The 24,393-nt window shown below is 47.5% G+C and carries 25 protein-coding genes; 4 read left to right on the top strand and 21 right to left on the bottom strand.

Annotated elements, in window-relative coordinates; all coding sequences use genetic code 11:
* Positions 1–97: 97 nt before the first annotated feature.
* Complete coding sequence (locus tag QMA35_RS05270; RefSeq protein WP_281646087.1) at positions 98–2,554, top strand: penicillin-binding protein 1A; 2,457 nt, start codon at positions 98–100, stop codon at positions 2,552–2,554.
* Positions 2,555–2,639: 85 nt separating this feature from the next.
* Here the strand turns inward: QMA35_RS05270 and QMA35_RS05265 are convergent, their stop codons facing one another.
* Positions 2,640–3,908: a malic enzyme-like NAD(P)-binding protein gene (locus tag QMA35_RS05265; RefSeq protein ID WP_281646086.1), complete on the bottom strand. Its 1,269-nt coding sequence runs from the start codon at positions 3,906–3,908 to the stop codon at positions 2,640–2,642.
* 327 nt (positions 3,909–4,235) lie between these two features.
* The gene (rpmE, locus tag QMA35_RS05260; protein ID WP_281646085.1) at positions 4,236–4,451 is read right to left on the bottom strand and encodes a 50S ribosomal protein L31; all 216 of its coding nucleotides are present in this window, start codon (positions 4,449–4,451) and stop codon (positions 4,236–4,238) included.
* 289 nt (positions 4,452–4,740) lie between these two features.
* Here rpmE and QMA35_RS05255 point away from each other — a divergent pair, with 289 nt between their 5' ends.
* Positions 4,741–7,002, top strand: coding sequence for a primosomal protein N' (locus QMA35_RS05255; RefSeq protein ID WP_281646084.1), 2,262 nt, complete (start codon positions 4,741–4,743; stop codon positions 7,000–7,002).
* On the opposite strand, the gene QMA35_RS05250 is transcribed toward QMA35_RS05255, so the two are convergent.
* The 11 genes from QMA35_RS05250 to QMA35_RS05200 all read right to left on the bottom strand — a co-directional run bounded on the left by QMA35_RS05250 (position 6,999) and on the right by QMA35_RS05200 (position 14,013).
* Entirely contained in the window at positions 6,999–7,706 is a 708-nt protein-coding gene (locus tag QMA35_RS05250; protein WP_281646083.1) for a 16S rRNA (uracil(1498)-N(3))-methyltransferase, read from the bottom strand. The two genes, QMA35_RS05255 and QMA35_RS05250, sit on opposite strands and share 4 nt — an antisense overlap.
* A gap of 48 nt (positions 7,707–7,754) precedes the next feature.
* Positions 7,755–8,546 (bottom strand): twin-arginine translocase subunit TatC, encoded by a 792-nt coding sequence (gene tatC, locus QMA35_RS05245; RefSeq protein ID WP_281646082.1) that lies wholly within the window; start codon positions 8,544–8,546, stop codon positions 7,755–7,757.
* A gap of 34 nt (positions 8,547–8,580) precedes the next feature.
* On the bottom strand, positions 8,581–9,048 hold the full coding sequence (gene tatB / locus QMA35_RS05240) for a Sec-independent protein translocase protein TatB (protein WP_281646081.1): 468 nt from the start codon (positions 9,046–9,048) through the stop codon (positions 8,581–8,583).
* A gap of 15 nt (positions 9,049–9,063) precedes the next feature.
* Positions 9,064–9,315: a twin-arginine translocase TatA/TatE family subunit gene (gene tatA / locus QMA35_RS05235; RefSeq protein ID WP_281646080.1), complete on the bottom strand. Its 252-nt coding sequence runs from the start codon at positions 9,313–9,315 to the stop codon at positions 9,064–9,066.
* A gap of 41 nt (positions 9,316–9,356) precedes the next feature.
* Positions 9,357–9,692, bottom strand: a complete 336-nt coding sequence (locus QMA35_RS05230) for a histidine triad nucleotide-binding protein (RefSeq protein WP_281646079.1) — start codon at positions 9,690–9,692, stop codon at positions 9,357–9,359.
* A 13-nt stretch (positions 9,693–9,705) separates the two neighbouring features.
* Positions 9,706–10,059: a phosphoribosyl-ATP diphosphatase gene (locus QMA35_RS05225; protein ID WP_281646078.1), complete on the bottom strand. Its 354-nt coding sequence runs from the start codon at positions 10,057–10,059 to the stop codon at positions 9,706–9,708.
* Positions 10,060–10,091: 32 nt separating this feature from the next.
* Positions 10,092–10,487, bottom strand: coding sequence for a phosphoribosyl-AMP cyclohydrolase (gene hisI, locus QMA35_RS05220; protein WP_281646077.1), 396 nt, complete (start codon positions 10,485–10,487; stop codon positions 10,092–10,094).
* Positions 10,488–10,497: 10 nt separating this feature from the next.
* Complete coding sequence (gene ubiB / locus QMA35_RS05215; protein WP_281646076.1) at positions 10,498–12,102, bottom strand: ubiquinone biosynthesis regulatory protein kinase UbiB; 1,605 nt, start codon at positions 12,100–12,102, stop codon at positions 10,498–10,500.
* A gap of 3 nt (positions 12,103–12,105) precedes the next feature.
* Positions 12,106–12,768: an SCP2 sterol-binding domain-containing protein gene (locus QMA35_RS05210; RefSeq protein WP_281646075.1), complete on the bottom strand. Its 663-nt coding sequence runs from the start codon at positions 12,766–12,768 to the stop codon at positions 12,106–12,108.
* A complete protein-coding gene (ubiE, locus tag QMA35_RS05205; protein WP_281646122.1) occupies positions 12,765–13,523 on the bottom strand; it encodes a bifunctional demethylmenaquinone methyltransferase/2-methoxy-6-polyprenyl-1,4-benzoquinol methylase UbiE in 759 nt (252 codons plus the stop codon). The genes QMA35_RS05210 and ubiE overlap by 4 nt, the downstream gene beginning before the upstream one ends.
* Before the next feature lie 103 nt (positions 13,524–13,626).
* The gene (locus tag QMA35_RS05200; protein WP_281646074.1) at positions 13,627–14,013 is read right to left on the bottom strand and encodes a DUF971 domain-containing protein; all 387 of its coding nucleotides are present in this window, start codon (positions 14,011–14,013) and stop codon (positions 13,627–13,629) included.
* 132 nt (positions 14,014–14,145) lie between these two features.
* Here QMA35_RS05200 and QMA35_RS05195 point away from each other — a divergent pair, with 132 nt between their 5' ends.
* Positions 14,146–15,255, top strand: a complete 1,110-nt coding sequence (locus tag QMA35_RS05195; protein WP_281646073.1) for a Wzz/FepE/Etk N-terminal domain-containing protein — start codon at positions 14,146–14,148, stop codon at positions 15,253–15,255.
* A gap of 133 nt (positions 15,256–15,388) precedes the next feature.
* Positions 15,389–16,492: a Wzz/FepE/Etk N-terminal domain-containing protein gene (locus tag QMA35_RS05190; protein ID WP_281646072.1), complete on the top strand. Its 1,104-nt coding sequence runs from the start codon at positions 15,389–15,391 to the stop codon at positions 16,490–16,492.
* A gap of 83 nt (positions 16,493–16,575) precedes the next feature.
* Here the strand turns inward: QMA35_RS05190 and hslU are convergent, their stop codons facing one another.
* The 8 genes from hslU to trpE all read right to left on the bottom strand — a co-directional run bounded on the left by hslU (position 16,576) and on the right by trpE (position 24,347).
* Entirely contained in the window at positions 16,576–17,913 is a 1,338-nt protein-coding gene (hslU, locus tag QMA35_RS05185) for an ATP-dependent protease ATPase subunit HslU (protein ID WP_281646071.1), read from the bottom strand.
* Between the two features lie 41 nt (positions 17,914–17,954).
* Positions 17,955–18,497: an ATP-dependent protease subunit HslV gene (hslV, locus tag QMA35_RS05180; protein ID WP_281646070.1), complete on the bottom strand. Its 543-nt coding sequence runs from the start codon at positions 18,495–18,497 to the stop codon at positions 17,955–17,957.
* Positions 18,498–18,703: 206 nt separating this feature from the next.
* Positions 18,704–19,108, bottom strand: a complete 405-nt coding sequence (locus QMA35_RS05175) for a hypothetical protein (protein WP_281646069.1) — start codon at positions 19,106–19,108, stop codon at positions 18,704–18,706.
* A 313-nt stretch (positions 19,109–19,421) separates the two neighbouring features.
* Positions 19,422–20,231 carry an indole-3-glycerol phosphate synthase TrpC gene (trpC, locus tag QMA35_RS05170; RefSeq protein WP_281646068.1) on the bottom strand — a complete coding sequence of 270 codons (810 nt, stop codon included), beginning with the start codon at positions 20,229–20,231 and terminating at the stop codon, positions 19,422–19,424.
* A gap of 23 nt (positions 20,232–20,254) precedes the next feature.
* Positions 20,255–21,292, bottom strand: a complete 1,038-nt coding sequence (gene trpD, locus QMA35_RS05165) for an anthranilate phosphoribosyltransferase (protein ID WP_281646067.1) — start codon at positions 21,290–21,292, stop codon at positions 20,255–20,257.
* A 54-nt stretch (positions 21,293–21,346) separates the two neighbouring features.
* Positions 21,347–21,943 (bottom strand): aminodeoxychorismate/anthranilate synthase component II, encoded by a 597-nt coding sequence (locus QMA35_RS05160; protein ID WP_281646066.1) that lies wholly within the window; start codon positions 21,941–21,943, stop codon positions 21,347–21,349.
* A complete protein-coding gene (locus tag QMA35_RS05155) occupies positions 21,943–22,821 on the bottom strand; it encodes an ion transporter (RefSeq protein WP_281646065.1) in 879 nt (292 codons plus the stop codon). The genes QMA35_RS05160 and QMA35_RS05155 overlap by 1 nt, the downstream gene beginning before the upstream one ends.
* 53 nt (positions 22,822–22,874) lie before the next feature.
* On the bottom strand, positions 22,875–24,347 hold the full coding sequence (trpE, locus tag QMA35_RS05150) for an anthranilate synthase component I (protein ID WP_281646064.1): 1,473 nt from the start codon (positions 24,345–24,347) through the stop codon (positions 22,875–22,877).
* Positions 24,348–24,393 lie beyond the last annotated feature (46 nt).

The following is a 24,393-nucleotide window of genomic DNA, read 5'->3' as shown; positions in this document are numbered from 1 at the left end:
TTGTGTCAGAGCCATAACTCTTGCTTATAATGGGCTATTCAGGGACATGGCATGGCCGTGCAGATAACCCTAACCGGTTCATTTATTAACAATACTTATGAATAAAACTGTCAGTGTGGTTCGTTTTGGCCTGTGGTCAGGTTTTGCTGCGATTTGTGGCGCAGCGCTCATTTTTAGCAGCGCCTATCTTTATCTGAGCCCAGGTCTCCCCCCCGTTGAGACTCTCAGAGACGTTCGCCTGCAGACGCCGCTACGCATTTATGCAGCGGATAACAGCCTTATTGCCGAATTCGGTGAAAAGCGTCGCTCACCTGTCAACATTGAAGAGGTACCACAAAATCTGGTTAACGCTTTTCTTGCGGCAGAAGATGACCGCTTCTATTCACACAATGGTGTAGACATCGCCGGTCTGGCTCGCGCCACGCTGCAGCTAGTATCCACCGGGCGCATCCAGTCTGGCGGCAGCACTATAACCATGCAGGTGGCGAAAAACTTTTTCCTGAGCCACGAAAGAGTATTTTCCCGTAAGTTCAATGAAATCCTGCTGGCTCTAGAGATTGAGCGAGAACTGAGTAAAAACGAGATCATCGAGCTTTACCTCAACAAAATTTACCTTGGTAACCGAGCTTACGGTATTGAGGCTGCCGCCCAGGTTTATTACGGAAAATCCACTCGGGATTTGAGCTTGGCTCAAATGGCTATGATCGCAGGCTTACCGAAAGCACCATCCCGCTATAACCCTCTGGCCAACCCCGAGCGCTCACTGATTCGCAGGAACTGGATTCTGAATCGCATGCGCACTCTTGGGTATATCACCCAAGCCGAATACGACCCGGCTCTTCAGGAAGAAGTTACAGCCAGGTATCACGGCCTGCCCATCGATCTTGAAGCCCCCTACGTCGCCGAAATGGTGCGCATGCAGGTCGTTGAGATGTTTGGAGCCAACGCCTATACAGACGGCTACGAAGTTTACACATCCATCAACTCCGCCCAGCAACGTGCGGCCAATATGGCCATCGACAAAGGCTTGCAGGCCTACGATGAACGCCATGGCTACCGCGGCCCTGAACTTTCTCTGGAAGATCCAGAAAGCTGGCAGCAAACCCTGAAAGACAGCAGCCCTATTGGACAACTTCATCCAGCCATCATTACAGAAGTCACTGATGAGTCTGCCACACTTTTATTCCGCAACAACACTATTGGTATTCTGAACTGGGAAGGGATGAAGTGGGCTAAACCTTATATAGACGTCAACCGTCAAGGGAAAGCACCAACCACTCCGTCAGACGTGGTTGCAATCGGCAACCTTGTGCGGGTCAGAGATAACAATGGCAGCTGGAGGCTCAGCCAAATCCCTGAAGCCCAAGCAGCGCTTGTCTCTCTGAAGCCAGAAGACGGTGCCATTACAGCCATTGTTGGTGGCTTTAATTTTTACGACAGCAAATACAACCGCGTTGTTCAGGCCAGCCGACAGGTTGGCTCTGCATTCAAACCCTTTGTTTACTCTGCCGCTATCAATAAAGGCGCAACTGCCGCCACCCTGATAAACGACGCGCCTGTTGTGTTCAATGATGATCAGCTGGAAAGCCACTGGCGCCCACAGAACGACAACCAGAAATTCTATGGCCCTACCCGCATCCGGAAAGGCCTGTACCGCTCACGTAATCTGGTTTCCATCCGCCTCCTGCAACGTACTGGTGTAAATTACACACTGGACTTTATCGAACAGCTAGGCCTTCCAAGAGATAAACTACCAGAAAACCTTTCCCTGTCTCTCGGTAGTGCCGCGCTAACGCCCATGGAGCTGGCGACAGGTTACACAGTGCTTGCCAATGGAGGCTTTCAGATTGAGCCCTACATCATTGAGCGGATTGATCGTCTTGATACGACGGTCATGGAGTCAGACCCTCTGATCGCCTGTCGCGATTGTGAGAAACAACAGGAGAAGCTGGACAAAACCAAAGCCTTCCCAATCCCTGATGCCGCCGGACTTGGTATCAATGATCCACTGTTTGCTGATACCACACTACCAGAGCAGCAGTTCCAAAAGCTCCCAAGAATCGCACAACGGGTTATGGATAAACGAGTTAACTACATCATGTATGACATGATGAAGGATGTTATCCAGTCTGGAACAGGGCGTCGCGCAAAAGTATTAATGCGCTCCGACCTTGCAGGAAAAACCGGTACAACCAACGATCAGCGAGATGTCTGGTTCTCAGGTTTCAACCCAGAACTGCAGACAACAGTATGGATGGGCTTCGATCAACCAAAGACCCTTGGTCGCTGGGAGTATGGCGCTAACGCTGCATTACCTATCTGGATTGACTTTATGAAAGTCGCGCTACAGAACATTCCAGAAACCAACCTTCCTCAGCCGGAAGGCATGGTCACCATGAAGATCAATCCATCAAATGGAAAGCCAGCCAGCCCCGGAGAAAAAGACGCGATTTTTGAAGTTTTCCGAGCAGAAAATGCACCGAAAGCAGATTTGATTGAACAAGAGAGCAAATCTGGGGAAGAAGAAAGCTTTAACCCCAGCGACATTTTCTAAACCAAAGTCTTAAAAGGCTCCAGCAAAAAACCCTGCTTACAAAGCAGGGTTTTTTATATGCCACTAAAACGTGCCAGGAAAGGTATCAGTAAGCGATATCATCCATAGACTTCATAGGATAGTGCGCTGGGTACTCCGCACGGGCAACGCCAGTATCAACGGCAGCCTTGGCAACTGCGGCAGATACAGCGCCTAACAGGCGAGCATCCATTGGCTTAGGAATGATGTAGTCACGACCAAACTCCAGAGAGTCCAAGCCGTAAGCATCCAGAACGTCCTGAGGCACAGGTTCCTTAGCCAGCTCTTTCAGTGCGTAGGCCGCAGCAACCTTCATTTCTTCATTGATCTTGCTGGCACGAACATCCAGTGCACCACGGAAGATGAACGGGAAGCCAAGAACGTTATTTACCTGGTTCGGGTAGTCAGAACGCCCGGTCGCCATAATAACATCTGGGCGAGCTTCAACAGCTTTCTCAGGCTTGATTTCTGGATCAGGGTTGGAGCAGGCAAAAACTACAGGGTTCTTAGCCATACGGCTCAGCTGCTCTGGAGACAACAGGTTAGGACCTGACAGGCCAAGGAACACATCGGCGTTCTCAATAGCATCATCCAGTGTACGACAGTCTGATTCTACAGCGAATGCTGCTTTGTACTGGTTCAGGTCAGTACGCTCAGATTGAATAACACCCTTACTGTCCAACATCAAAATATTTTCTGGCTTCATACCACAGCTGATTAGCAGCTTGGTGCAGGAGATAGCAGCAGCGCCAGCACCCAGACAAACCATACGCGCCTGGTCAACTTCTTTACCAGCCAACTCAAGAGCGTTCAGCATACCCGCTACAGTCACGATAGCTGTACCGTGCTGATCATCGTGAAATACTGGAATGTCACACAGATCAATCAGGGCGCGCTCAATTTCAAAACACTCAGGAGCCTTGATATCTTCCAGATTAATACCACCAAAAGTGACAGCAATACGCTTAACGGTATCGATAAACGCCTGTGGGCTTTCGGATTCAACTTCCAGATCAATGGAGTCAACACCAGCAAAACGCTTGAACAGAAGAGACTTGCCTTCCATTACCGGCTTACTGGCCAGAGGACCGAGATTACCAAGCCCCAGAATGGCAGAACCGTTACTGATTACAGCAACAAGGTTACCCTTTGCCGTATATTTATAAGCCAGCTCAGCATCACGTGCGATTTCGCGCACCGGCTCAGCAACACCTGGGCTATACGCCAAAGAAAGATCACGGGCAGTCACAGCTGGTTTGGTCAACTCAACACTGATCTTGCCAGGTCTCGGATTTGCGTGATAATCGAGAGCAGCTTGCTTCATGTCCTCAGCCATTTTATTTCTTCCAGTTTTTTATTGCCTGCCGGGAGGCATGAGAATATCGGAAAGGGTGAACACGCTCAACAGACGACAGCCAACCAAATTACAATAAGTACTTATAACGACCATTTTCCTGCTGAATTACGGCTTTGATAATGCAGTCAGACAAAAACTTGGAGGAAATGAAAAGCGTAACCGGCTAAAAAAGAAAGTGACCTGAAGAAAACAACAGAGACACCAGAATATTTATTCACCTAACCCTGATCGTAAAATTGCAATAAAAAAACAGATCAAAGCATGAAATCAAAAGAGGCACCTGAAAAGGTGCCTCTTTTATTCTTCTCAACGCTTGGTGCTGAGTGCCCCGAAACGCTTGTTGAAGCGTTCGATACGACCGCCAGCGTCCATAACCTTCTGAGTGCCAGTGTAGAATGGGTGGCACTTGGCGCATACGTCCAGGCCGATATCCTTGCACAGAGTAGATTTAACCTTGATCACGTTACCGCAGCTGCAGGTAGCAGTGATTTCTTCGTACTTAGGATGGATATCCTGTTTCATTGGGCTCAGCCTCTAGCTTATCTGCACGCCGCCACCAGCGCCCGGGAATCTATACATTCTAGCCCCGCCAGCCTCTGGCACCGCATGCTGTTAATCAGGAGCAATAAACTCCTGACAGAAGATCGCGAATATTAGCAGACCCGATTCCCAGAGCAAAGCAGGGAAACAACAACTCAACCGTTGTTAACCACTATTCCTGCCAACACAGGCTTTTGTAACAAGCTCGCCAATCAGACACAGGACGAAAGTATCTGATAAGCTAGCCTTTTTATTCAGCGCACAATTGTTTATGTCTGCGAACTCCAGCGGAATTTTACGCCTCGCACTCCCGGTTAATCTGCGCCGCCTGTTTGATTACCTTCCGCCACACAACATCCATACCGGTTCGCTGACGCCTGGGGTACGGGTAAGAGTTCCTTTCCGCAACCGGGAAATTGTCGGCATATTGATCAGCCTGGAAACAGAATCCGAAGTGCCGGATAACAAATTACGCCCTGCCAGTGAGATCCTTGATTCCAATCCCATTTTCTCAGAAGCATTAATCAAGCTGGTCAATTGGTCGGCAGATTATTATCACCACTCCATTGGGGATACCTTCAGCCAGGCACTGCCCGCCTTGCTGCGTCAGGGCTATGACTTAAGTAGAGAAGTCCACGAATTCTGGCAGCCAGCCCTCAACCTTGATACGCAGGCAGAAACAGCTTTATCACGAGCCAGGGCTCCACGCCAACAGGAAGCCTGGAACCTGATAAAACAACATCAGGACGGTATTTCTTCCGAGGCTCTGCGCAGTATGGGCTTTGATCGTACACTACTCAAAAACCTGGCAAACCGGGGGCTTATTGAAGCGATCGAGAAGGCTCCCGAGTTTCAGCTTTTCTACCAGCATGAGCCTTTGCTGAAATCCTCCCCGCTGGTTCTGAACAATGAGCAGGAACGCGCCCTCGAATCCATAACCTGCGAAATGCATCAATTCAGCGCGACTCTACTGCACGGTGTAACAGGCAGCGGTAAAACCGAGGTTTACCTTCAGGCCATCGCTCATGCCCTTGCCAACAAACAGCAGGCATTGGTATTAGTTCCCGAAATCGGCCTGACACCACAAACAATGGCCAGGTTCCGTGAGCGCTTTAATGTTCCAATTGCCGTGCTTCACTCAGGCCTGACGGACAGAGAACGCTTGAATGGCTGGCTCGCAGCTCGCCGCGGTGAGGCCGGCATTGTGATAGCCACCCGTTCAGGTATTTTTACGCCATTACTCCACCCTGGCATTATTATTATCGATGAGGAGCATGACCTTTCTTATAAGCAGCAGGACAGCGTCCGTTACTCTTCCCGTGATTTAGCCCTTTACCGGGGAAGACTTGAAAACATCCCCGTAGTTCTGGGTTCGGCTACTCCCAGCCTCGAAACCCTTCACAATAGCCAGACCCATAAATTTCGTTACCTGCAACTTCAGCAACGGGCAGGCAATGCCCGTCCGCCAGCTTTAGAGCTTATTGATATCCGCAACCAGCAACTGCAGGGAGGGATTGCCCCGGAAAGCCTGGCAGCTATTCAAAATACCCTTAAACAAGGGCAACAGGTCCTGGTTTTCCTCAATCGCCGTGGTTACGCTCCCACACTTACCTGTGACAATTGCGGCTGGCTGATTGACTGTCTCAACTGTGATGCTCACCTGACTCTACATCGCTCCCCTTTACACCTGCATTGCCACCATTGTGATTATCGTCAGAGTATTCCAAATCAGTGCCCTAACTGCCACAGCCCGGAGTTAAGTCCGGTTGGTCAGGGTACGGAACGAACTGAAGAAATTCTGGAGCAGATCTTTGCCAAGAAAGGCAAAGTTGATGTTATGCGCATAGACCGAGACAGCATGCGCAAAAAACACTCTTTTCAGGAAATGGTTGAAAAAATTCACAAGGGCAACCCAGCCATTCTTGTTGGCACCCAAATGCTGGCCAAAGGGCACCATTTCCCCGCCGTTACCCTTGTAGTGATAGTGAATGCTGACACAGGTTTTTTCAGTGCCGATTTTCGGGGTGCAGAAAAAACCGGTCAGTTGATTCTCCAGGTTGCAGGCAGAGCGGGAAGAGCCGATCAACCAGGCAAGGTTTTAATACAGACTGGAAATCCTGAGAACCCACAATTACAAACCCTGATCCACCAAGGTTATGACGCATTCTCCCGAGACATCATTCACCAGCGCAGCACGATTGGGCTTCCTCCATTTAGCCATATTGCTCTTATTTCTTCGGAAGCCCCAAACTCTCAGCCTGTAGAAGAGTTTCTGAATAATTCAGCCCATATCGCCCGAGACATTATTGAAGCCAATAACTTAGGCGGGCCAGAAGGCGTTATAATAATTGGCCCTATGCCAGCCCCCATGGAAAAACGTCAGGGGCGCATACGCTGGCAGCTGCATCTGCAAGCTCGCAATCGAAAACCACTGCACAACTTGCTTTACAGGCTTCTTCCTTCCATGGAACAGGATCCACTAACTCGAAAAATCCGCTGGTCTATCGATGTAGATCCACAAGATATGAGTTAAAAGAGTCGACTCAACAATACAGGGACAGCTGTCTCTACTCGCAGGATTCTCGAACCAAGGTGCACACATTCAAAGCCATACTCCACCAAACGCTCTACCTCATATGGAATAAACCCGCCCTCAGGGCCGATAGCCAATATAGCAGGTTCATTAATGGCTCTGGGACATTCCTCACCACCCACAGGGTGAGCAACCAGCTTACGCATATTCTGCGACAACACTGGCAAACGATCTTCAACAAACGGCTTGAAACGTTTTTCAAGAATAACTTCTGGCAGAACTGTATCCCGCCCCTGCTCCAAACCTAAAACCAGCTGCTCACGAATAGCCTCCGGCCTCAGCCAGGGGCTTTGCCAGAAGCTCTTTTCCACCCGAAACGTATTCATCAGAACAATGCGTTTCACTCCCATAGTCGCCAGCGCTTGGAAAGTGCGCTTAAGCATTTTAGGTCGGGGAAGCGCCAGCAAAACCGTAACTGGTAAAGCCGGTGGCGACTCTTGGGTCACTGCATATTCCAGCTCAAGCTCGCTTTTATCCAAGCGAATAATGCGAGCCTCACCCATTAGGCCATTTAATTCACCTACACGAAGTGTGTCGCCTGGCTCAGACTTATGAACATCCTGAACGTGAGATAAACGACGCCCGCGCACTATGGCGCGACCGGGCCCAACAATATCTTCAGGTTCCAGCAGTAAAAGATTCATACAAACAAAAAAGCCGTCCCAAAGACGGCTCCTCCAATCCGTTCAGTATCACTCTGAAGCTTGCTGCTCTTTCTCTTTTTCAGCTTCCCTTTGAGAAGCCGAACTCTTGGCAAACCGTGAAAAAATAATGCCACACTCGAAAAGTAGCCACATTGGCAACGCCAGCAGAGATTGAGAAATCACATCCGGTGGGGTTAAAAGCATACCAACAACAAAGCAGCCCACAACGACATAAGGGCGCTTTTTCTTGAGATCTTCAACCGTTGTCAGTCCTGATGCCACCAGCAAAACCGTTGCTACAGGAATCTCAAATGCTATACCAAAGGCAAAGAACATCTTCAATACGAAATCCAGATAACGATTAATATCCGTCATAATCGTTACCCCTTCCGGGCCAACACTAGTAAAGAAACCGAAAACCAGAGGGAAGACAACGTAATAGGCAAAGGCCGCACCACCATAAAACAGTAATACGCTAGAGATCAGCAACGGTACAGCCAAACGCTTTTCATGTTGATACAAACCTGGAGAGATAAAAGCCCAGATCTGATGCAGCACAAAAGGGATACCAAGAAAAACAGAAACCACAAGTGTCAACTTAAATGGCGTCAGAAATGGAGAAGCCACTTCTGTTGCAATCATGCTGGCACCTTCAGGCAAATAAGCCCTCAGAGGCAACGAAACAAAGGCATAAATGTCATTGGCGAAATAAAACAGCCCAAGAAAAATGACAACAACAACAGCAACCGACTTCAGAATACGATTACGCAATTCCAAAAGATGTTGAACCAACGGTTGCTCTGTATCAGCCCCTTGACTGCTTTGCTGATTATTACTCATTAATAAGTCTGTTCAGGTGTACTTTATACACGGTTCAGGAAGATTGGCTGTCTGGTTTAGAGCCACTATTTTTCTCTGTAACGGAAGAGCCTACTTTTGAAGAAGGCCCTGCATCTGAAGAAGGCCCTGCATCTGAAGAAGGCCCTGCATCTGAAGAAGGCTCTGCATCTGAAGAAGGCTCTGCATCTTTCGCTGAAGCTTTATCTCCAGAAAACCCGTCCAGAGGGGTATTCAGGGTTTCCCGAACACTGTTTACACCCTGCTCCAGCTCTTCGCGGGTTTTCTTTAATTCATCCATGACACTGGCGTTATGAACTTCACGGCGAATTTCATCCACCTTCAATTCACGCTCAATTTCAGTACGGATTCCCTGAAAACTACGCTTGATTCGGCCAACCCATATTGCAGTGGTTTTGATAGCAACAGGAAGCCGTTCAGGCCCCAGTACCACCAGTGCAATCACTGCAATAATAACAAGTTCTAGAAATCCGATATCGAACACTTCTATAGGCTTCCGTTACGACTGCTTATCTTTCTGAGACTCTTTTTCAGCGCTCTTGCTTGCTGAAGCATCAAACTGGGCATCCTCACCTTCAATCTTGCGAGGCTCTTCGCTTTTAGCAACATTCTGTTCTTCACTGCTCATGGCTTTGCGAAAGCCTTTTACAGCACTACCCAAGTCACCGCCAATGTTGCGCAGGCGCTTAGTGCCAAACAGAAGAATCAGGATAGCCAGAACTATCAGAAGCTGCGGAATACTTATACCCATAATAAATCCCCTTTAAGCCTTACTCTTAAAATAGTTATACGTTACAGGGAGTGGAGTACACCACCGCCTAGAATATGAAAATGCAGGTGGAACACCTCCTGTCCTCCGCCAGTGCCAGTATTGGCGACCGTGCGGTATCCCTCTTTCAGCCCTTGCTGACGGGCGATTTTAGGAATGGTCAGCATCATATGGCTGACTAAGTCTTTGTCAGACTCAACCAGATCATCCAGATTTTCCACATGCTTACGGGGAATCACCAGCAGGTGGATCGGTGCTTTGGGCTGAATATCCCGAAACGCCAGACAGTGCTCATCTTCATAAACAATGTCTGCTGGAATATCTCCCTGCTGAATTTTGCAGAAAATACAGTCAGTCATCTTTCTGTCCTGTTCAGGAATCCCTGTTTTCGTCGGCGCCAGCCGAGCGTGCCGCCTTTTCCTCAAGACCGGACAGTCCAAAACGTCTGCCCAGTTCATTTAAAATCGCATCGGGCCCGGTGCCCAGATGAGCCAGCATAATCAAAGAGTGGAACCAGAGGTCCGCGGTTTCGTACACCAGATCATCCACATCACCACTGCGCTCAGCATCTTTTGCCGCCAGCAGTGTTTCTGTGGTTTCTTCACCCACTTTTTCCAGGATTTTATTCAATCCTTTCTGGTACAGCCCTGCTACATAGGAGCTATCGGGATCATCATTTTTACGCTGTTCCAGAACCTGCGCAAGTTGCTCAAGTATATCGCTCATTATCCATCCAGTGCAGCGTGCATCTTTACAATTTATTGATATATGTCATCGGGGTTCTTTTTCACCGGCTCAACATCGTGCCAACAGGTAGCATCCCCAGCCTGCAGCTGGCGGAAGAAGCAGTGCTCCCGCCCGGTATGGCAGGCAATACCACCATGTTGACGCACTCTCAACAATACGGTGTCTCCGTCACAATCAAGGCGCAAATCCACCAATTCCTGTGTATGACCTGAGGATTCCCCCTTGCGCCATAACCTTCCACGAGAGCGAGACCAGTAAATTGCGTGCCCTTCCCGTACAGTGGCTTCCAGAGATTCCCTATTCATCCACGCCATCATCAGCACTTTACCGGTTTCCGCATCCTGGGCAATAGCTGGTACCAGACCATCATCATTCCAGGTAACTTCATTCAACCATGCTTTGGACATAATACCCCCCCTACCTTCCAGAACGCCCAGATCCAGACTGACTCAACAAGTAACCGCCAACCCCACCTAACAGCAGAATATTCCAACTTGCCACTTCGGTAGTCTGAAAAGCCGCAAAAGACGCACCAGCCAGAACAACGACACCCAACCAACGTAAATCTCGCCCCAATGCTGATTTATTCACTACCGGTGATAAGGGTGTTTTGTGCAAAGCCTGAACATCTTCCAACATCTGATGAACCAGCATCGGAGCCTGCTCAATTAACTCGGGCATCGTATTATGCAGTCGTTTTATGACACCTTGAGGTGCGACACGCTCATGCATCCATTTTTCTAAAAATGGCTGTGCTGTAGCCCAGAGGTCCAGCTGGGGATAGAGTTGACGCCCCAACCCCTCAATATTCAGAAGAGTTTTTTGTAACAATACCAATTGGGGCTGCACTTCCATATTAAAGCGCCGCGCCACCTGAAACAGATTAAGAAGGACCATGCCAAAGGAAATTTCCGACAGTGGTTTTTCAAAAATCGGCTCACAGACTGTGCGAATGCCCGCCTCAAGCTCATTGACCTTGGTATCTGCAGGCACCCAGCCGGAATCAATATGCAGCTTTGCCACCATACGGTAATCCCGCCGAAAGAAGGCCAGCAGATTACGAGCCAGATAGCTTTGATCCTCAGGAGTTAAAGATCCCACTATTCCGCAGTCGATTCCGATATATTGCGGATCTTCAGGGTTTACCTTGGAGATGAAAATGTTTCCCGGATGCATATCCGCATGGAAAAAACTGTCCCGAAACACTTGGGTAAAAAACGTTTCGACCCCTCGTTCCGCCAACAGTTTCATGTTGGTGCCCTGAGTTTTTAGTGCTTCAAGGTCAGTTACCGGAACGCCATTGATGCGTTCCATTACCATCACTCGTGGACGGGAATAATCCCAATAAACTCTGGGAATATAGAGCAGATGGGACTCAAGAAAGTTCCGCCGCAGCTGGGAAGCATTGGCCGCTTCTCTTTGCAGATCCAACTCATCAAAAATGGTACTCTCATAATCTTCCACCACCTCAACCGGGCGCAGTCGCCGGCCATCGGAAGTCAGACGAATCAGGCGAGCCAGCATGTAAAGAAGAGAAATATCTTTGCGGATAACCTTATCAATGTTGGGGCGGATAACCTTCACCACAACAGCATCGCCATTATGAAGAACTGCACCATGAACCTGAGCAATGGAAGCTGACGCCATTGGTTCACGCTCAAAGGACTGGAACAGTTTATCTACAGACGCCCCCAGACTGCTCTCAATAATCTCAACAGCCTGATCACTACCAAAAGCTGGTACCCGATCCTGAAGCTGGGCAAGTTCGTCCCCAATATCGTCGGGAAGAAGATCCCTTCGGGTTGACAGGATCTGACCAAACTTTACAAAGATAGGGCCAAGGTCCGTCAGCGCCATTCGCAAACGGGCTCCACGGGTTGCCGGATTTGAATGCCAGCACCAGGGAAGCAGAGATAAAAAGAGACGCCCAAACCAGGGCAGAGAATCACGATCAATCAGGTTATCAAGGCGATAGCGGGCAATAACCCCGACAATAGTAAACATGCGAAACAGACGTTGCACCCGCTACAATCCCCCACCCTGAACACTTTTTTTGCGCATATTTTCCAGATGCTCAATACGAGCCTGCAACCGATCAGTCGCTAATCGCAGATCACTCAGATCTGCATAAAAGGCTTCTGTTTGTCCAGACGGAGGTAAAAGCCTGAGCTCTTCCTGCAGATACTCTGGCAGATTAGAGACAACTGTGCGATGAACACCTCTGGCAGCCATATCTCCCTGCCGAAAGGCAGCCCCCATAAAGTGGGCCAAAACTCCACCCGTGTACTGGGATATCATCTGTTCCCAGTCAATATCCGCTTCCCGAATAATGGCCGAAGCAGCTATCAGTAGACCACTGTCGCCTGAGAGTACAATATCTTCCTGCTGCAAAAATGCCATGGGGGCATCGGAAAGTGCCAACCGTAAAAGACTGACAGCAGATCCAGACAGAACACAATCAGCCTCCTGTTCGCAGGCTGCTAAAAATTCTGGTTTTTCACCAAAACGAACGAATAGTGCAATAGCAGGGGTTACAGAGTTCACCTGCAGAATTTTTCCATCCAATTTCTGCAGGCTTCTAGCTGTTACCACATCATAAGCAATCAAACTGGCCGTGGCTTTCTCCAAAGCCATTCTCACGGCAACACCGGGCATGGTTTCCAGAATAGAACCCTGTGGGCTCATCATGGTTTTATGCCTTTATGAAGGGCCACAACACCACCGGTCATATTGTGATAACCGGTGTTTACGAAGCCAGCGTCTTTCATCATGCCTTCAAGGGTTTTCTGATCTGGATGCATACGGATAGATTCCGCTAGATAACGATAACTTTCGGAGTCATTGGTCACCAGTTTGCCCATTAGAGGTAGAGCGGTGAAAGAGTAGGCATCATACGCTTTACCTAGCAAAGCACTGCGAGGCTTGGAAAATTCCAGAATCAACAACCGACCACCAGGGCGGAGCACTCGCAACATAGAGCGAATAGCGGAGTCCTTATCTGTAACATTGCGAAGGCCGAAAGCAATGGTAATCAGATCAAAGGTGTTATCTGCAAAAGGAAGGCATTCCGCATTGGCCTGAACATATTCAACATTGCCAATCGCTCCGCGATCTGTGAGCTTATCTCGCCCAACATGAAGCATGGAGTCGTTGATATCAGCGAGGATAACCTGCCCTTCAGAACCAACAATTTCTGAAAACTTCATTGCCAGATCACCGGTTCCGCCGGCAATATCCAGAACTTTCTGCCCCTTGCGAACAGCGCTCATTTCCAGGGTAAAGCGTTTCCACAGGCGGTGTACGCCCATAGACATCAAATCGTTCATCAGGTCGTAACGACCTGCTACGGAGTGGAATACATCCGCAACCAACTTTTCCTTGTCTTTAGAATCTACGGTCTTATAGCCGAAGTGGGTTTTGTCCCCGGTATGATTTTCGCTCATCGTAATAAATGGCCATAACCTGACTTCAAGGGCAACCATTCTATCTTCGGATGAGCGCTACGACTAGGAGGCTTTTTCTGACTTTGCCCATAAATCGCAATATTTACCCAAGTAGCCGTACAGGGCTTACATCGGGGTCACGGGAAGCACCGGCTTTCTCAAGCCGCTCAAGATAATTCTTCCACCAGACTTCCTGATTATCACAAAGCGCTCGCAGATATTCCCATGTGTATATACCGGAGTCATGTCCGTCATCAAATACCAGCTTGAGGCCATAGTTCCCTACTGGCTCAACAGCTGTTATGGCAATATTGATTTTGCCAGTTTGGAGAATTTCCTGACCTTCGCCATGACCCTGCACTTCAGCTGAGGGGCTGTGGACACGCAGGTACTCACAACTTAAAGAAAATAACGATGTATTTCTGTAACACAGTTCCAGTTTTTGACTGTGCTTATGAAGCCTTACAGATATTGGGAGAACGTCTGTCATACGATCCCTTTCGTTAAACAATGATATTCCATACAAAACTTTCCCTTCTCCGTTCACAAACAAAAATATGGGACAATTGTCTTTTTCCGCACTAAATATAGTTGGAATATAACGAATCAAGCGATTCAAGTCATGCCAACCGATTTTCCAGTCAGAGATGATGAGATAGACCTGTTTGAATTAGCCAACAGTTTATGGCAGCGCAAAAAAAACATCATTTTTATAACAGTAGTAACCACTTTAGCTTCTGTACTTTTTGCGTTCCTGACACCTGCCATCTGGAAAAGTGAAGTTACCGTTTTTCAAGCCAACCCTGCAGACTTAGCTGATCTGAACTCTGTCTGGGGGTTGATCAATGCAGATGAAACAGCAAACCCCATAAGCCCTTCAACAACTTACAATTACTTTTACCGGGCACTGACATCGCCAGCTGTACAGTGGCAAACATTCAAAGACAGCAACTTTTCTGGGAGAGCTTTACAAGCCTCCTACAAAGAAGAAATCACTCGTAGCAAATGGAAGAGCTTTCAAGAAAATCTTCAGATAAGCCGGTCAAGTGAAGATCCTAAAAACACAAGCCCCGCCCCCGCGATCACTGTAACATTTCAATCTGACGATCCTCAGTTTGCCACCAATTTGCTGAATAACTTTCTGATCCCTAATGCACAAAAAAGTGCGAAAAAGAGCCTTATTAACAACCTGGAAAGCGACAAAATCCGCAAACTTGAAAAAATTGATCGGGAGATAACCCAAATTGAAACAGCATTTCTTGAAGCTAGTGAAGTACAGGAAATAGCCCTTAAGGATGCCCTTGCTATAGCGAAAGCAGGCAATATCGAACAAGCAAAAGACCTAAATCTGTCAAGAACACTAGGTGAAAAGTCTTTTATGTTGGGTACAAACATCCTGAATGAGCAGCTTCGGATACAACACGAATCTTTCAATCGCTACAGGTTCATTAGCATTCCGAACGCATCCGATAACAACAAGCCCCTTCTTCCCGCTGTGGCTAGCATTATTCGGCAACAGCGACAAAAGATTGTAGATATCAATTTCAGTAGCATTCATTGGCAACCTGTTATTATTGACTTGCCTGCCCTTCTCCCAACCAGCCCTATAAAACCAAAGAAAATGCTAGTTGTATCTCTTGGGGCCATTCTAGGTACAATGCTGGGCTTTTTTATTACTCTTATACAAATAGCTGCAGACACGCGGAAAAAAGTTCTCAACACTAACCACTGAAAAGGTGACACGAATACAGAGTCACTTTTTCAAACTGAAACACCAACAACTTCTTTAGCGAACCAGCCAAATCCTCTAGTATCGATTCCCGAAGCACATCATAAAATAAAACCCGTTCATTTTCGGAGTAGATATGAACAAACCGGTTTACCAACCACAACATTTTCAGGACGACGAGATCGATTTGTTCGAGCTTGCGGAAAAGTTATGGGATAGAAAAGTAGTGATTACAGCCATAACGGCCATTGTAACAACTATTTCCATAGTCATTGCTCTAGTACTGCCCCCTACCTGGCAAAGCAAAACTAATATCCTTGTCGCACCTCTGAGCAGCTTTTCTAAATTAGAATCTATTTACCGAGAGGCAGGGCTCACCCCCATCATAACAGCCAATCTAGACAACTACAGACCTGCCCCCGATGAAGAGATCCCTTCATCAATAAACATTTATGATCTCTACCATCACATCTTAGTGAGAAGTGCCACCCAAATTGAAACACCTAGTGCAGCACTCGATATTTCACAAAGCCCTGACCAACGAAGCATTACTATAGTAGCAACCGCTTCATCTGCAGAAAATACCGCCGCCGCCATTAATAGTCTGATACAGATAGCTCATGACTTCATTTTTGAAACTATTGAAAAAGACTTCAAAGCAAAAGTTCACACACTTCAAACAAGTATTAATCAAAGCATTAGTATACTCGAGCAACAATTTCTCAATGCAAACCAAGTAGAACAGGAAACATTCATTCGTGATATCAGGATTGCAGAGAACAGTAATATCCCTCCGTTATCACAGTTAACCCTGCCTTCTGATTTAGAAGACTACCAATTTTTACTTGGGAAAAGCATCCTTGAAAGAAAACTAGAAGAAGTGCAAAAAGAGCGCTCTAACTATCGCCTGCTTTCGTCACCCAGAGCTGGCGACGAGAACAACCCCTTATTGCCAGAAGTATTCCCCCTTGCAATGAAACTAAAACCTCTTTTGTCAGAGCCCACCTTTTCAGTTCTCGAACCTGTTTTTGTGGCACAACCTGCTCCGGTGCCAACCACCCCCATCAAACCCAAGAAAAAACTGATCATAGCCCTGGGAATTGTCCTGGGCGGAATGCTGGGAGTGTTTATAGCCCTGATTCAAATTGCTATTGCCAGCCGCAAGGAAAAACTCTCAAACCGCGCGAGTGTTGACTCCATGCAACCAATAACTGATGCCACATTTCATCAGAAAACATAAAGTAATCCCCTTTCTTTACGACATGAAAAATCCCCAACATAAAGGTATGCTGGGGATCTTTACATTCAAGCAAAGAAATTTCGTTACAGAATATAGCGACTCAAATCTTCATCCTGAACCAAATCTCCCAAATACTTGGTGACATAATCACCATCAATACAAACCTTTTCACCAGCAGAAGCCATATCTGCCGCGGCAAAGGAAACCTCTTCCAACAGTCGCTCTAACACAGTATGCAGGCGGCGGGCACCGATGTTTTCAGTACTTTCATTCACCTGCCAAGCAACTTCTGCAATCTTGGTCAGGCCACTTTTATCAAAGGTAATTTCCAAACCTTCAGTTTGCATCAAGGCTTTGTACTGCAACGTCAGAGAAGCATCAGGCTCAGTCAGAATTCGTTCAAAGTCCTGAATGCTCAGCGCCTTTAACTCAACACGAATTGGCAAGCGTCCCTGCAGCTCGGGAATCAGATCGGAAGGTTTGGACAGGTGGAATGCACCGGAAGCAATAAACAGAATATGGTCTGTTTTGATCATGCCGTACTTGGTGTTTACGGTGCAACCTTCAATCAATGGCAGTAAATCACGCTGAACACCTTCACGGGAAACTTCGCCACTGCCACCACCGCCAGCACGCTTGGCAACCTTATCGATCTCATCGAGAAAGACAATGCCGTTCTGCTCAACGGACTGAACTGCTTTTACTTTCAGCTCTTCTTCGTTGACAAGCTTGCCGGCTTCTTCATCCTGCACCAGTTTGAAGGCATCTTTTACCTTAAGCTTGCGAGACTGTTTCTTTCCAGTATTCATGTTAGAGAACATGCTTTGCAGCTGGTTGGTCATCTCCTCCATACCAGGAGGCGCCATGATCTCTACACCCATTTTGGCTTCCTGAACGTCAATCTCGATCTCTTTATCATCGAGCTGACCTTCACGAAGTTTCTTCCGGAAGATCTGACGGGTACCACTTTCTTCCTTAGGCTGGCTATCTTCAGAGAAGTTGCGGGCAGGTGGCAACAGAGCATCCAGAATACGATCTTCTGCTGCATCGAGAGCGCGATGCTTAACCTTTTCCATTTCCTGTTCGCGCATCATCTTGATGGCAGCATCCATCAGGTCACGAACAATAGATTCGACATCGCGCCCAACATAACCAACTTCAGTAAACTTGGTCGCTTCAACCTTAATGAAAGGTGCATTGGCCAGACGAGCCAAACGACGTGCGACTTCTGTTTTACCTACACCGGTGGGGCCGATCATCAAAATATTTTTAGGGCTGATTTCATTGCGCAGATCAGCATCGACCTGCATTCTCCGCCAACGATTACGCAGGGCAATAGCAACTGCGCGTTTGGCTTCATCCTGGCCGATAATATGTTTGTCCAACTCATGGACAATTTCGCGGGGAGTCATGTTCGACATAATTTTAACTTCTGCTCAAGCATTCAAGAGAGATGAAGCGATTACTCGCAGTCCAGCTCTTCAATAGTTCGGGAGTGGTTGGTGTAAACACAGATATCGCCAGCAATGTTGAGACTTTTCTCTACAATCTCCAGAGCAGGCATATCAGTATTCTGGTTCAAGGCAATAGCCGCAGAACGGGCAAAATTGCTGCCAGAGCCGATAGCAAGAATGCCATCAACAGGCTCCATCACATCACCATTACCGGTAATAATTAGAGAAGCTTTACTGTCTGCCACAATCAACATGGCTTCTAAACGCTGCAAAGTACGGTCAGTACGCCATTCTTTTGCCAGTTCGACCGCAGAGCGAACCAGTTGCCCCTGATGCTTTTCCAGTTGGGCTTCAAAACGCTCAAACAGTGTGAAAGCGTCAGCAGTACCGCCTGCAAAACCAGCAATCACCTTACCGTTATATAAACGGCGAACTTTGCGGGCATTTCCCTTAATCACGGTATCACCCAAGGAAACCTGACCATCACCACCAATTACAACTTTGCCACCCCGGCGAACCGACAAAATGGTTGTGCCTCTGAACTGTTCCAAGAGAAACTCCTGTAAATGCATATATGCACTGAGATATGGGGAAAGTATGGTGGGAATTCAAGGGAAGAGAGGAAAATTCCTCCTTCCAGCTTGATATCCATGTTTACTTACCTCAACCTGAACAGGTTTCAAGATAGGCAGAAACACAGTTATATTCACAATCTCGTTCCCGAGTAAGATCGGGGCATATTTATGAAATATCCGAGCTAGCATTGCTTTTGTTGCATTCGGGTTGAGATTTGACCGAAATCGTTATGCTGCAGATTTTCTCGAGCAATGGTTTCGTTGCCCAAAGCTTTGGCACCCCGGAAACAGGTTTTTATGCCAGAGATCCCATATTTACTGACAAAAAAGGGAAGAGTCCTGAAAAAATATTGTACTTTGTACATCCGGGTTACTTTGTAGCTGGATAAAGCCTTAGGCCTGTTAGATGTTTCTTCCAGCATCGAACCAAGGTTAGCACCGTTTTGCAGCGCAGACTCATTCGACTTTTGTTGAGTTTCCGTTACAGTTCTGTTCCCCATTTTCCCAAAATCGAGATCTAGGACAGGAGGGGCAAAACGGTCTTTTGTATGCGGTCTGCAGACCGCACTAGCTCTGGCTATATGCATATGTTCTCTCCCTGACTAATATATTTGATTTATAGGAATAATAAACTCTCTGATTATTCCTTAAGTCTGGTAAAGGACTAGCAGGCAGACCATTAGACTCTAGTAGGAGAACAGATAGCTAACTATCCTGATTCTCCGCGCAACCGGCCCCCGTATCAGAGCTGCAAACATTTCATCCCAGCTTTCAATCAGCCAGGACGGGAAGTCACAAATGATCATGTTCCAGAGATAAACAGGGCTCCACAATGATAAAAGAAAGTGCTGGGTTACGAAGCTTCACTTCTAACCCAACCTACGGTATACCAACAATTAGTTACAACCACTCACCAAACAAGCGGGCCAGTTCATCCCCCGGCTCATCAGCTCGCATAAAGGCTTCACCAACCAAAAAGGCACCCACATTGTGTTTAAACATAGCGGCAATGTCTTCGCGGGTGTGAATGCCACTCTCTGTTACTACCAAACGATCATCTGGAATGCTTTCCAGTAAGGAATAAGTGGCATCCAAAGTCACATCAAAAGTGTGCAAGTTTCGGTTATTAATCCCCAACAGTTTATTATCCAGCTTCAGGGTTCGCTCCAGCTCTTCAGCATTGTGTACTTCAATCAGCACATCCATACCCAGCTCACCCGCAAGAGCATTAAGCTCTGCCATTGCCTGATCATCGAGAGAAGCCGCAATCAGCAAAATGCAGTCTGCCCCCAAAGCCCGAGCTTCATAAACTTGATAAGGGGAAATAATAAAATCTTTGCGAATCACTGGCAGATTGCAGGCACTGCGTGCTTCAACAAGATAATCTTCGTGCCCCTGAAAAAAGTCCCGATCAGTTAATACTGACAAACAGGCCGCGCCTGCTTTTTCGTAACTGCGGGCAATTTCGGCAGGATGAAAGTCTTCCCGAATAACACCTTTACTGGGAGATGCTTTTTTGATTTCCGCGATAATGCCAGCCTGACCAGCCTCTACTCTGGAAGCAACAGCATTCACAAACCCACGAGGCTTATCTGCTGCCAGAGCCTTTTCTTTCAACTTGGCCAATGGCACCAGCTCAGAACGTTCAGAAATTTCCTCTCGTTTGCGGGCAATAATTTTTTTCAGAACGGTTGGTGTATCCGGTGTCATATCTGTAATTCCCTGCCGTTCGTTTAGTCTTGTTTACAAACACTTGTGAAAGCAGCCAGCTCTTTCATTTTTTCGAGAGCCAGACCGCTGGAAATAGCATCCTGAGCCATTGCTACACCTTCTTTTAAGGAACTGGCAACATTGGCTGTATAAATTGCCGCTCCAGCATTCAATGCAATAACATCAGCAGCTTTACGGGCGTATTTTCCTTCCTGCTTGCCTAATGCATCTTTGATCAGCGCAAGAGATTCTTCCGGACTATTGACTTCCAGACCAATTAAACTCTGACTGTCTACACCCAGATCCTCTGGTCTGATGTGATATTCAATCACTTCACCATCTTTCAGCTCAGCAACAAGGGTTTCGCTGGCAAGGCTAATTTCATCCAGACCATCAATTGCATGAACAACCAGCACATGGTTGTTGCCTAACTGTTTGAGAACTTCGGCCATTGGGCGACAGAGTTCACCAGTAAATACACCAATCAAAAGATTAGGAACACCGGCCGGATTAGTCATAGGGCCGAGAATATTCATAAAGGTACGAATACCCAGCTCTTTACGAGGGCCAACAGCATGTTTCATCGCCGAATGGTGATTTGGGGCAAACATAAAGCCGATACCGACTTCTTCAACGGCCCGGGCTACCTGCTCAGATGTCAAATTCAGATTCACACCAGCCTGCATCAATACATTAGCACTGCCAGAACTACTGGAAACAGCCTGGTTGCCATGCTTCGCTACAGAGACACCCGCTGCAGCTGCTACAAAAGACGACGCCGTTGAAACATTAAACAGGTTGGCTCCATCACCACCGGTTCCAACAATATCAACAAGATTTTCAGCCTTTACTTCTACCTTGGTGGCCAACTCACGCATCACTGTGGCTGCACCAGCAATTTCATCGATACTCTCACTCTTCATACGCAAAGCGGTGAGGAAGGCGCCAATTTGTGCCTGAGTCGCACCACCGGTCATGATCTGGCGCATCACCGCTTCCATCTCATCAAAACTGAGATCAAGATGCTGCACCGCACGGCCAATCGCTTCTTTAATATCCATAGTCAATATCCATAGTCATTCGCTCTATTCCGATGTCTGGTGGCTTTGGCCGTATTAATTAGTTCGCTTCAAGCTGCTTTTCAAAAAATTGGCCAGCAAATCATGACCAAAATCAGTCATGATGGATTCTGGATGAAACTGAACGCCTTCAACCGCCAGTTCTTTGTGACGTAATCCCATAATTTCATCTATGGAACCATCTTCATTCTGGGTCCAGGCAGTAATTTCCAGGCAATCCGGCAATGTCTCTTTATCAACAACCAGAGAGTGGTAACGGGTACAGGTAAAAGGATTATCAACCCCTTCAAACACGCCTACAGAGTTGTGATACACGGGAGAAAGTTTGCCATGCATAACCTGACGAGCACGAATAACATCCCCACCAAACACCTGCCCCAAACTCTGGTGCCCCAAACAAATGCCCAGCAAAGGAATTTTTCCGGCGAAATGGCGAATGGTTTCCATAGAAACACCCGCTTCATTTGGAGTACACGGCCCTGGAGAAATCACAATATGATCTGGTTTCTTGGCTTCTATCTCAGCAACAGTAATCTCATCATTTCTGTATACCTGAACCTCAGCGCCAAGCTCACCCAGATATTGCACGACGTTGTAGGTAAAACTGTCGTAGTTATCAATCATCAAAAGCATTAATCGTCTCTCCGCTGAGAAGCTGTGCCTTGGTTGAGAAGAGAGCTGTTTTCCAGCTGTCGCTGCAGGCGAATGAGCGTGTCCTGCGTAGACTTTAGCTCTTGCAGAATTTCACCGCGGGAAGGCTCCCTGCATAACTCCTGCAAACGCTCGGCTTTTGCTTCTTCAAGATTATTCAGCACAACGGCAATAAATAAATTAATAACGACAAACGTGCCGCAAACCACAAAACTTACATAATAGATCCACGCCATGGGATAGAATTCCATCGACGCGTACATAACATCGGTCCAGTCTTCTAGAGTCACTATCCGGAACAGGGTTAACAGAGAAATCCCCAAGTTGCGCCAATGTTCAGGATCAACATCGTTGAACAGGTGATATCCAGCCACGGCATAGATGTAAAAAATCACCATCATCAGCAGTACAACATGCCCCATGCTGGGAATGGAGCGAATCAGCGTTGAAATGATCAACCTTAACTCAGGAAATGCCGAAACCAACCTTAGAACCCTCAACAACCGAGCCAAACGGGCCAGCGTTGCCATCGGCCCAATAGCGGGCACCAGACTCATTACCGTTACAGTGAAATCGAAACAGTTCCAGCCATCACCAAAGTAGCGACCTAACCTGGGAGCAACCGCAAAAATCTTCAAACTGGCTTCCATTACAAATACAGCAACGACCAGCTTGTTGATCATTTCAAACCAGCTGCCGTAGCTTGCAACCAGCCCTTCGCTGGTTTCCAGGCCATTCACAAGGCCATTCACAACAATCAGGCCAATAATCAGATTGCTGAACCAGACCCCTTCCACAATTGCCTGAACTCTCTGCTGTAATCCCGACGTTGAACCAGTCCCCGACACGCTTTCGCTCACTCCCTCTGTACTCCCTGCTAGTTACTTCTATTTATTCTTGCCTTCTTTATTGGTTAGAGACCGTCTCGTGCCATATCAACGGCACTGAAAATCGCACGGCCTTTATTGAGAGTTTCTTTCCACTCCATTTCTGGAACAGAATCTGCCACCACACCAGCTCCCGCCTGAATATTCAGCTGACCGTCTTTAATCACTGCTGTACGAATAGCGATGGCCGTATCCATATTGCCGTTCCAGGAAAGATAACCCACAGCACCACCGTAAATACCGCGCTTTACTGGTTCCAGCTCATCAATGATTTCCATGGCGCGAACTTTCGGAGCACCGCTCAGGGTTCCGGCAGGTAACGTAGCCCGTAGAACATCCATTGCGCTCAAACCTTCTTTCAACTGCCCGGTCACATTGGAGACAATATGCATAACGTGGGAATAGCGTTCAACAACCATTTTATCGGTGAGATTGACCGAACCCGTTTTGGCAACACGCCCCACATCGTTACGCCCCAAATCAATCAGCATCAGATGCTCGGCAATTTCTTTAGGGTCATCCAGCAATTCTTGTTCCAGTTCGAGATCACGTTCAACCGTCGAACCACGCTTACGGGTTCCAGCAATAGGTCGAACCGCGACTTCACCATGCTCAAGACGGGCCAGAATTTCTGGCGAAGAGCCCACTACATGAAAATCACGCAGATTCAGGTAATACATATAAGGAGAAGGATTTAAGCAACGTAGAGCTCGATAGAGATTCAGAGGATGCTCATCGTAAGGCAATGTCATGCGCTGAGATGGCACAACCTGCATCACATCGCCGGCCAAGATGTAATCTTTTACTTTATCAACTGCTGTCTTGTAGCCCTCTTCACCCCACAAAGAGGTGAAGCTTTCTTCTGCACGATCGCTCTTGCCATCTCCCGATGGCAAATACGCCCGCTTGTTTTTCAAGGCCTGTAATCGTGCATCAATCGCAGCATCCGCCCGAACTAAGGCATCAGCCTCTGACGGGTCAACATGGGTGATAAACACAACCTTTCCGGTCAGGTTATCGAACACCACAAGATCATCCATTACCATCAATAAAATATCAGGGGTTCCCAAAACATCTTTGGGTTGACTGCGCGCAAGGCGAGGTTCGATATAACGAACAGTATCGTAGGCAAAGTACCCAACAAGCCCACCATTAAAACGAGGTAAGTCTGGCAAATCTGGAACCTTAAATTGCTCCATAAAGGTTTCGATTTCAGCCAGCGGATCTTCTACCTGACGCTGTTCAACGATCTGACCATCGGTTTCTAAAATCCATTCATGGCCAGTCACTTTCAGCACAGTTCGGCTACCTAAGCCGATAAATGAATAACGCCCCCATTTTTCCCCTCCCTCAACAGACTCCAGGAGACAGGAGTAATCGTTGTCTGCGAGCTTCAGATAAGTCGAAAGTGGTGTATCGAAATCAGCCAGCACCTCGCGGGTGACAGGTATACGGTTATACCCCTGACTGGCCAGGTTCTGAAACTGTTCAGGCGTCATGGCAGGCAATCCCTGTAACGTAAATTTTTATGTGAAAAAGATAGTG

The organism is Parendozoicomonas sp. Alg238-R29, assembly GCF_947331445.1.
Classification (GTDB): domain Bacteria; phylum Pseudomonadota; class Gammaproteobacteria; order Pseudomonadales; family Endozoicomonadaceae; genus Sansalvadorimonas.
This window is presented reverse-complemented; position numbering and strand designations above follow the sequence as displayed.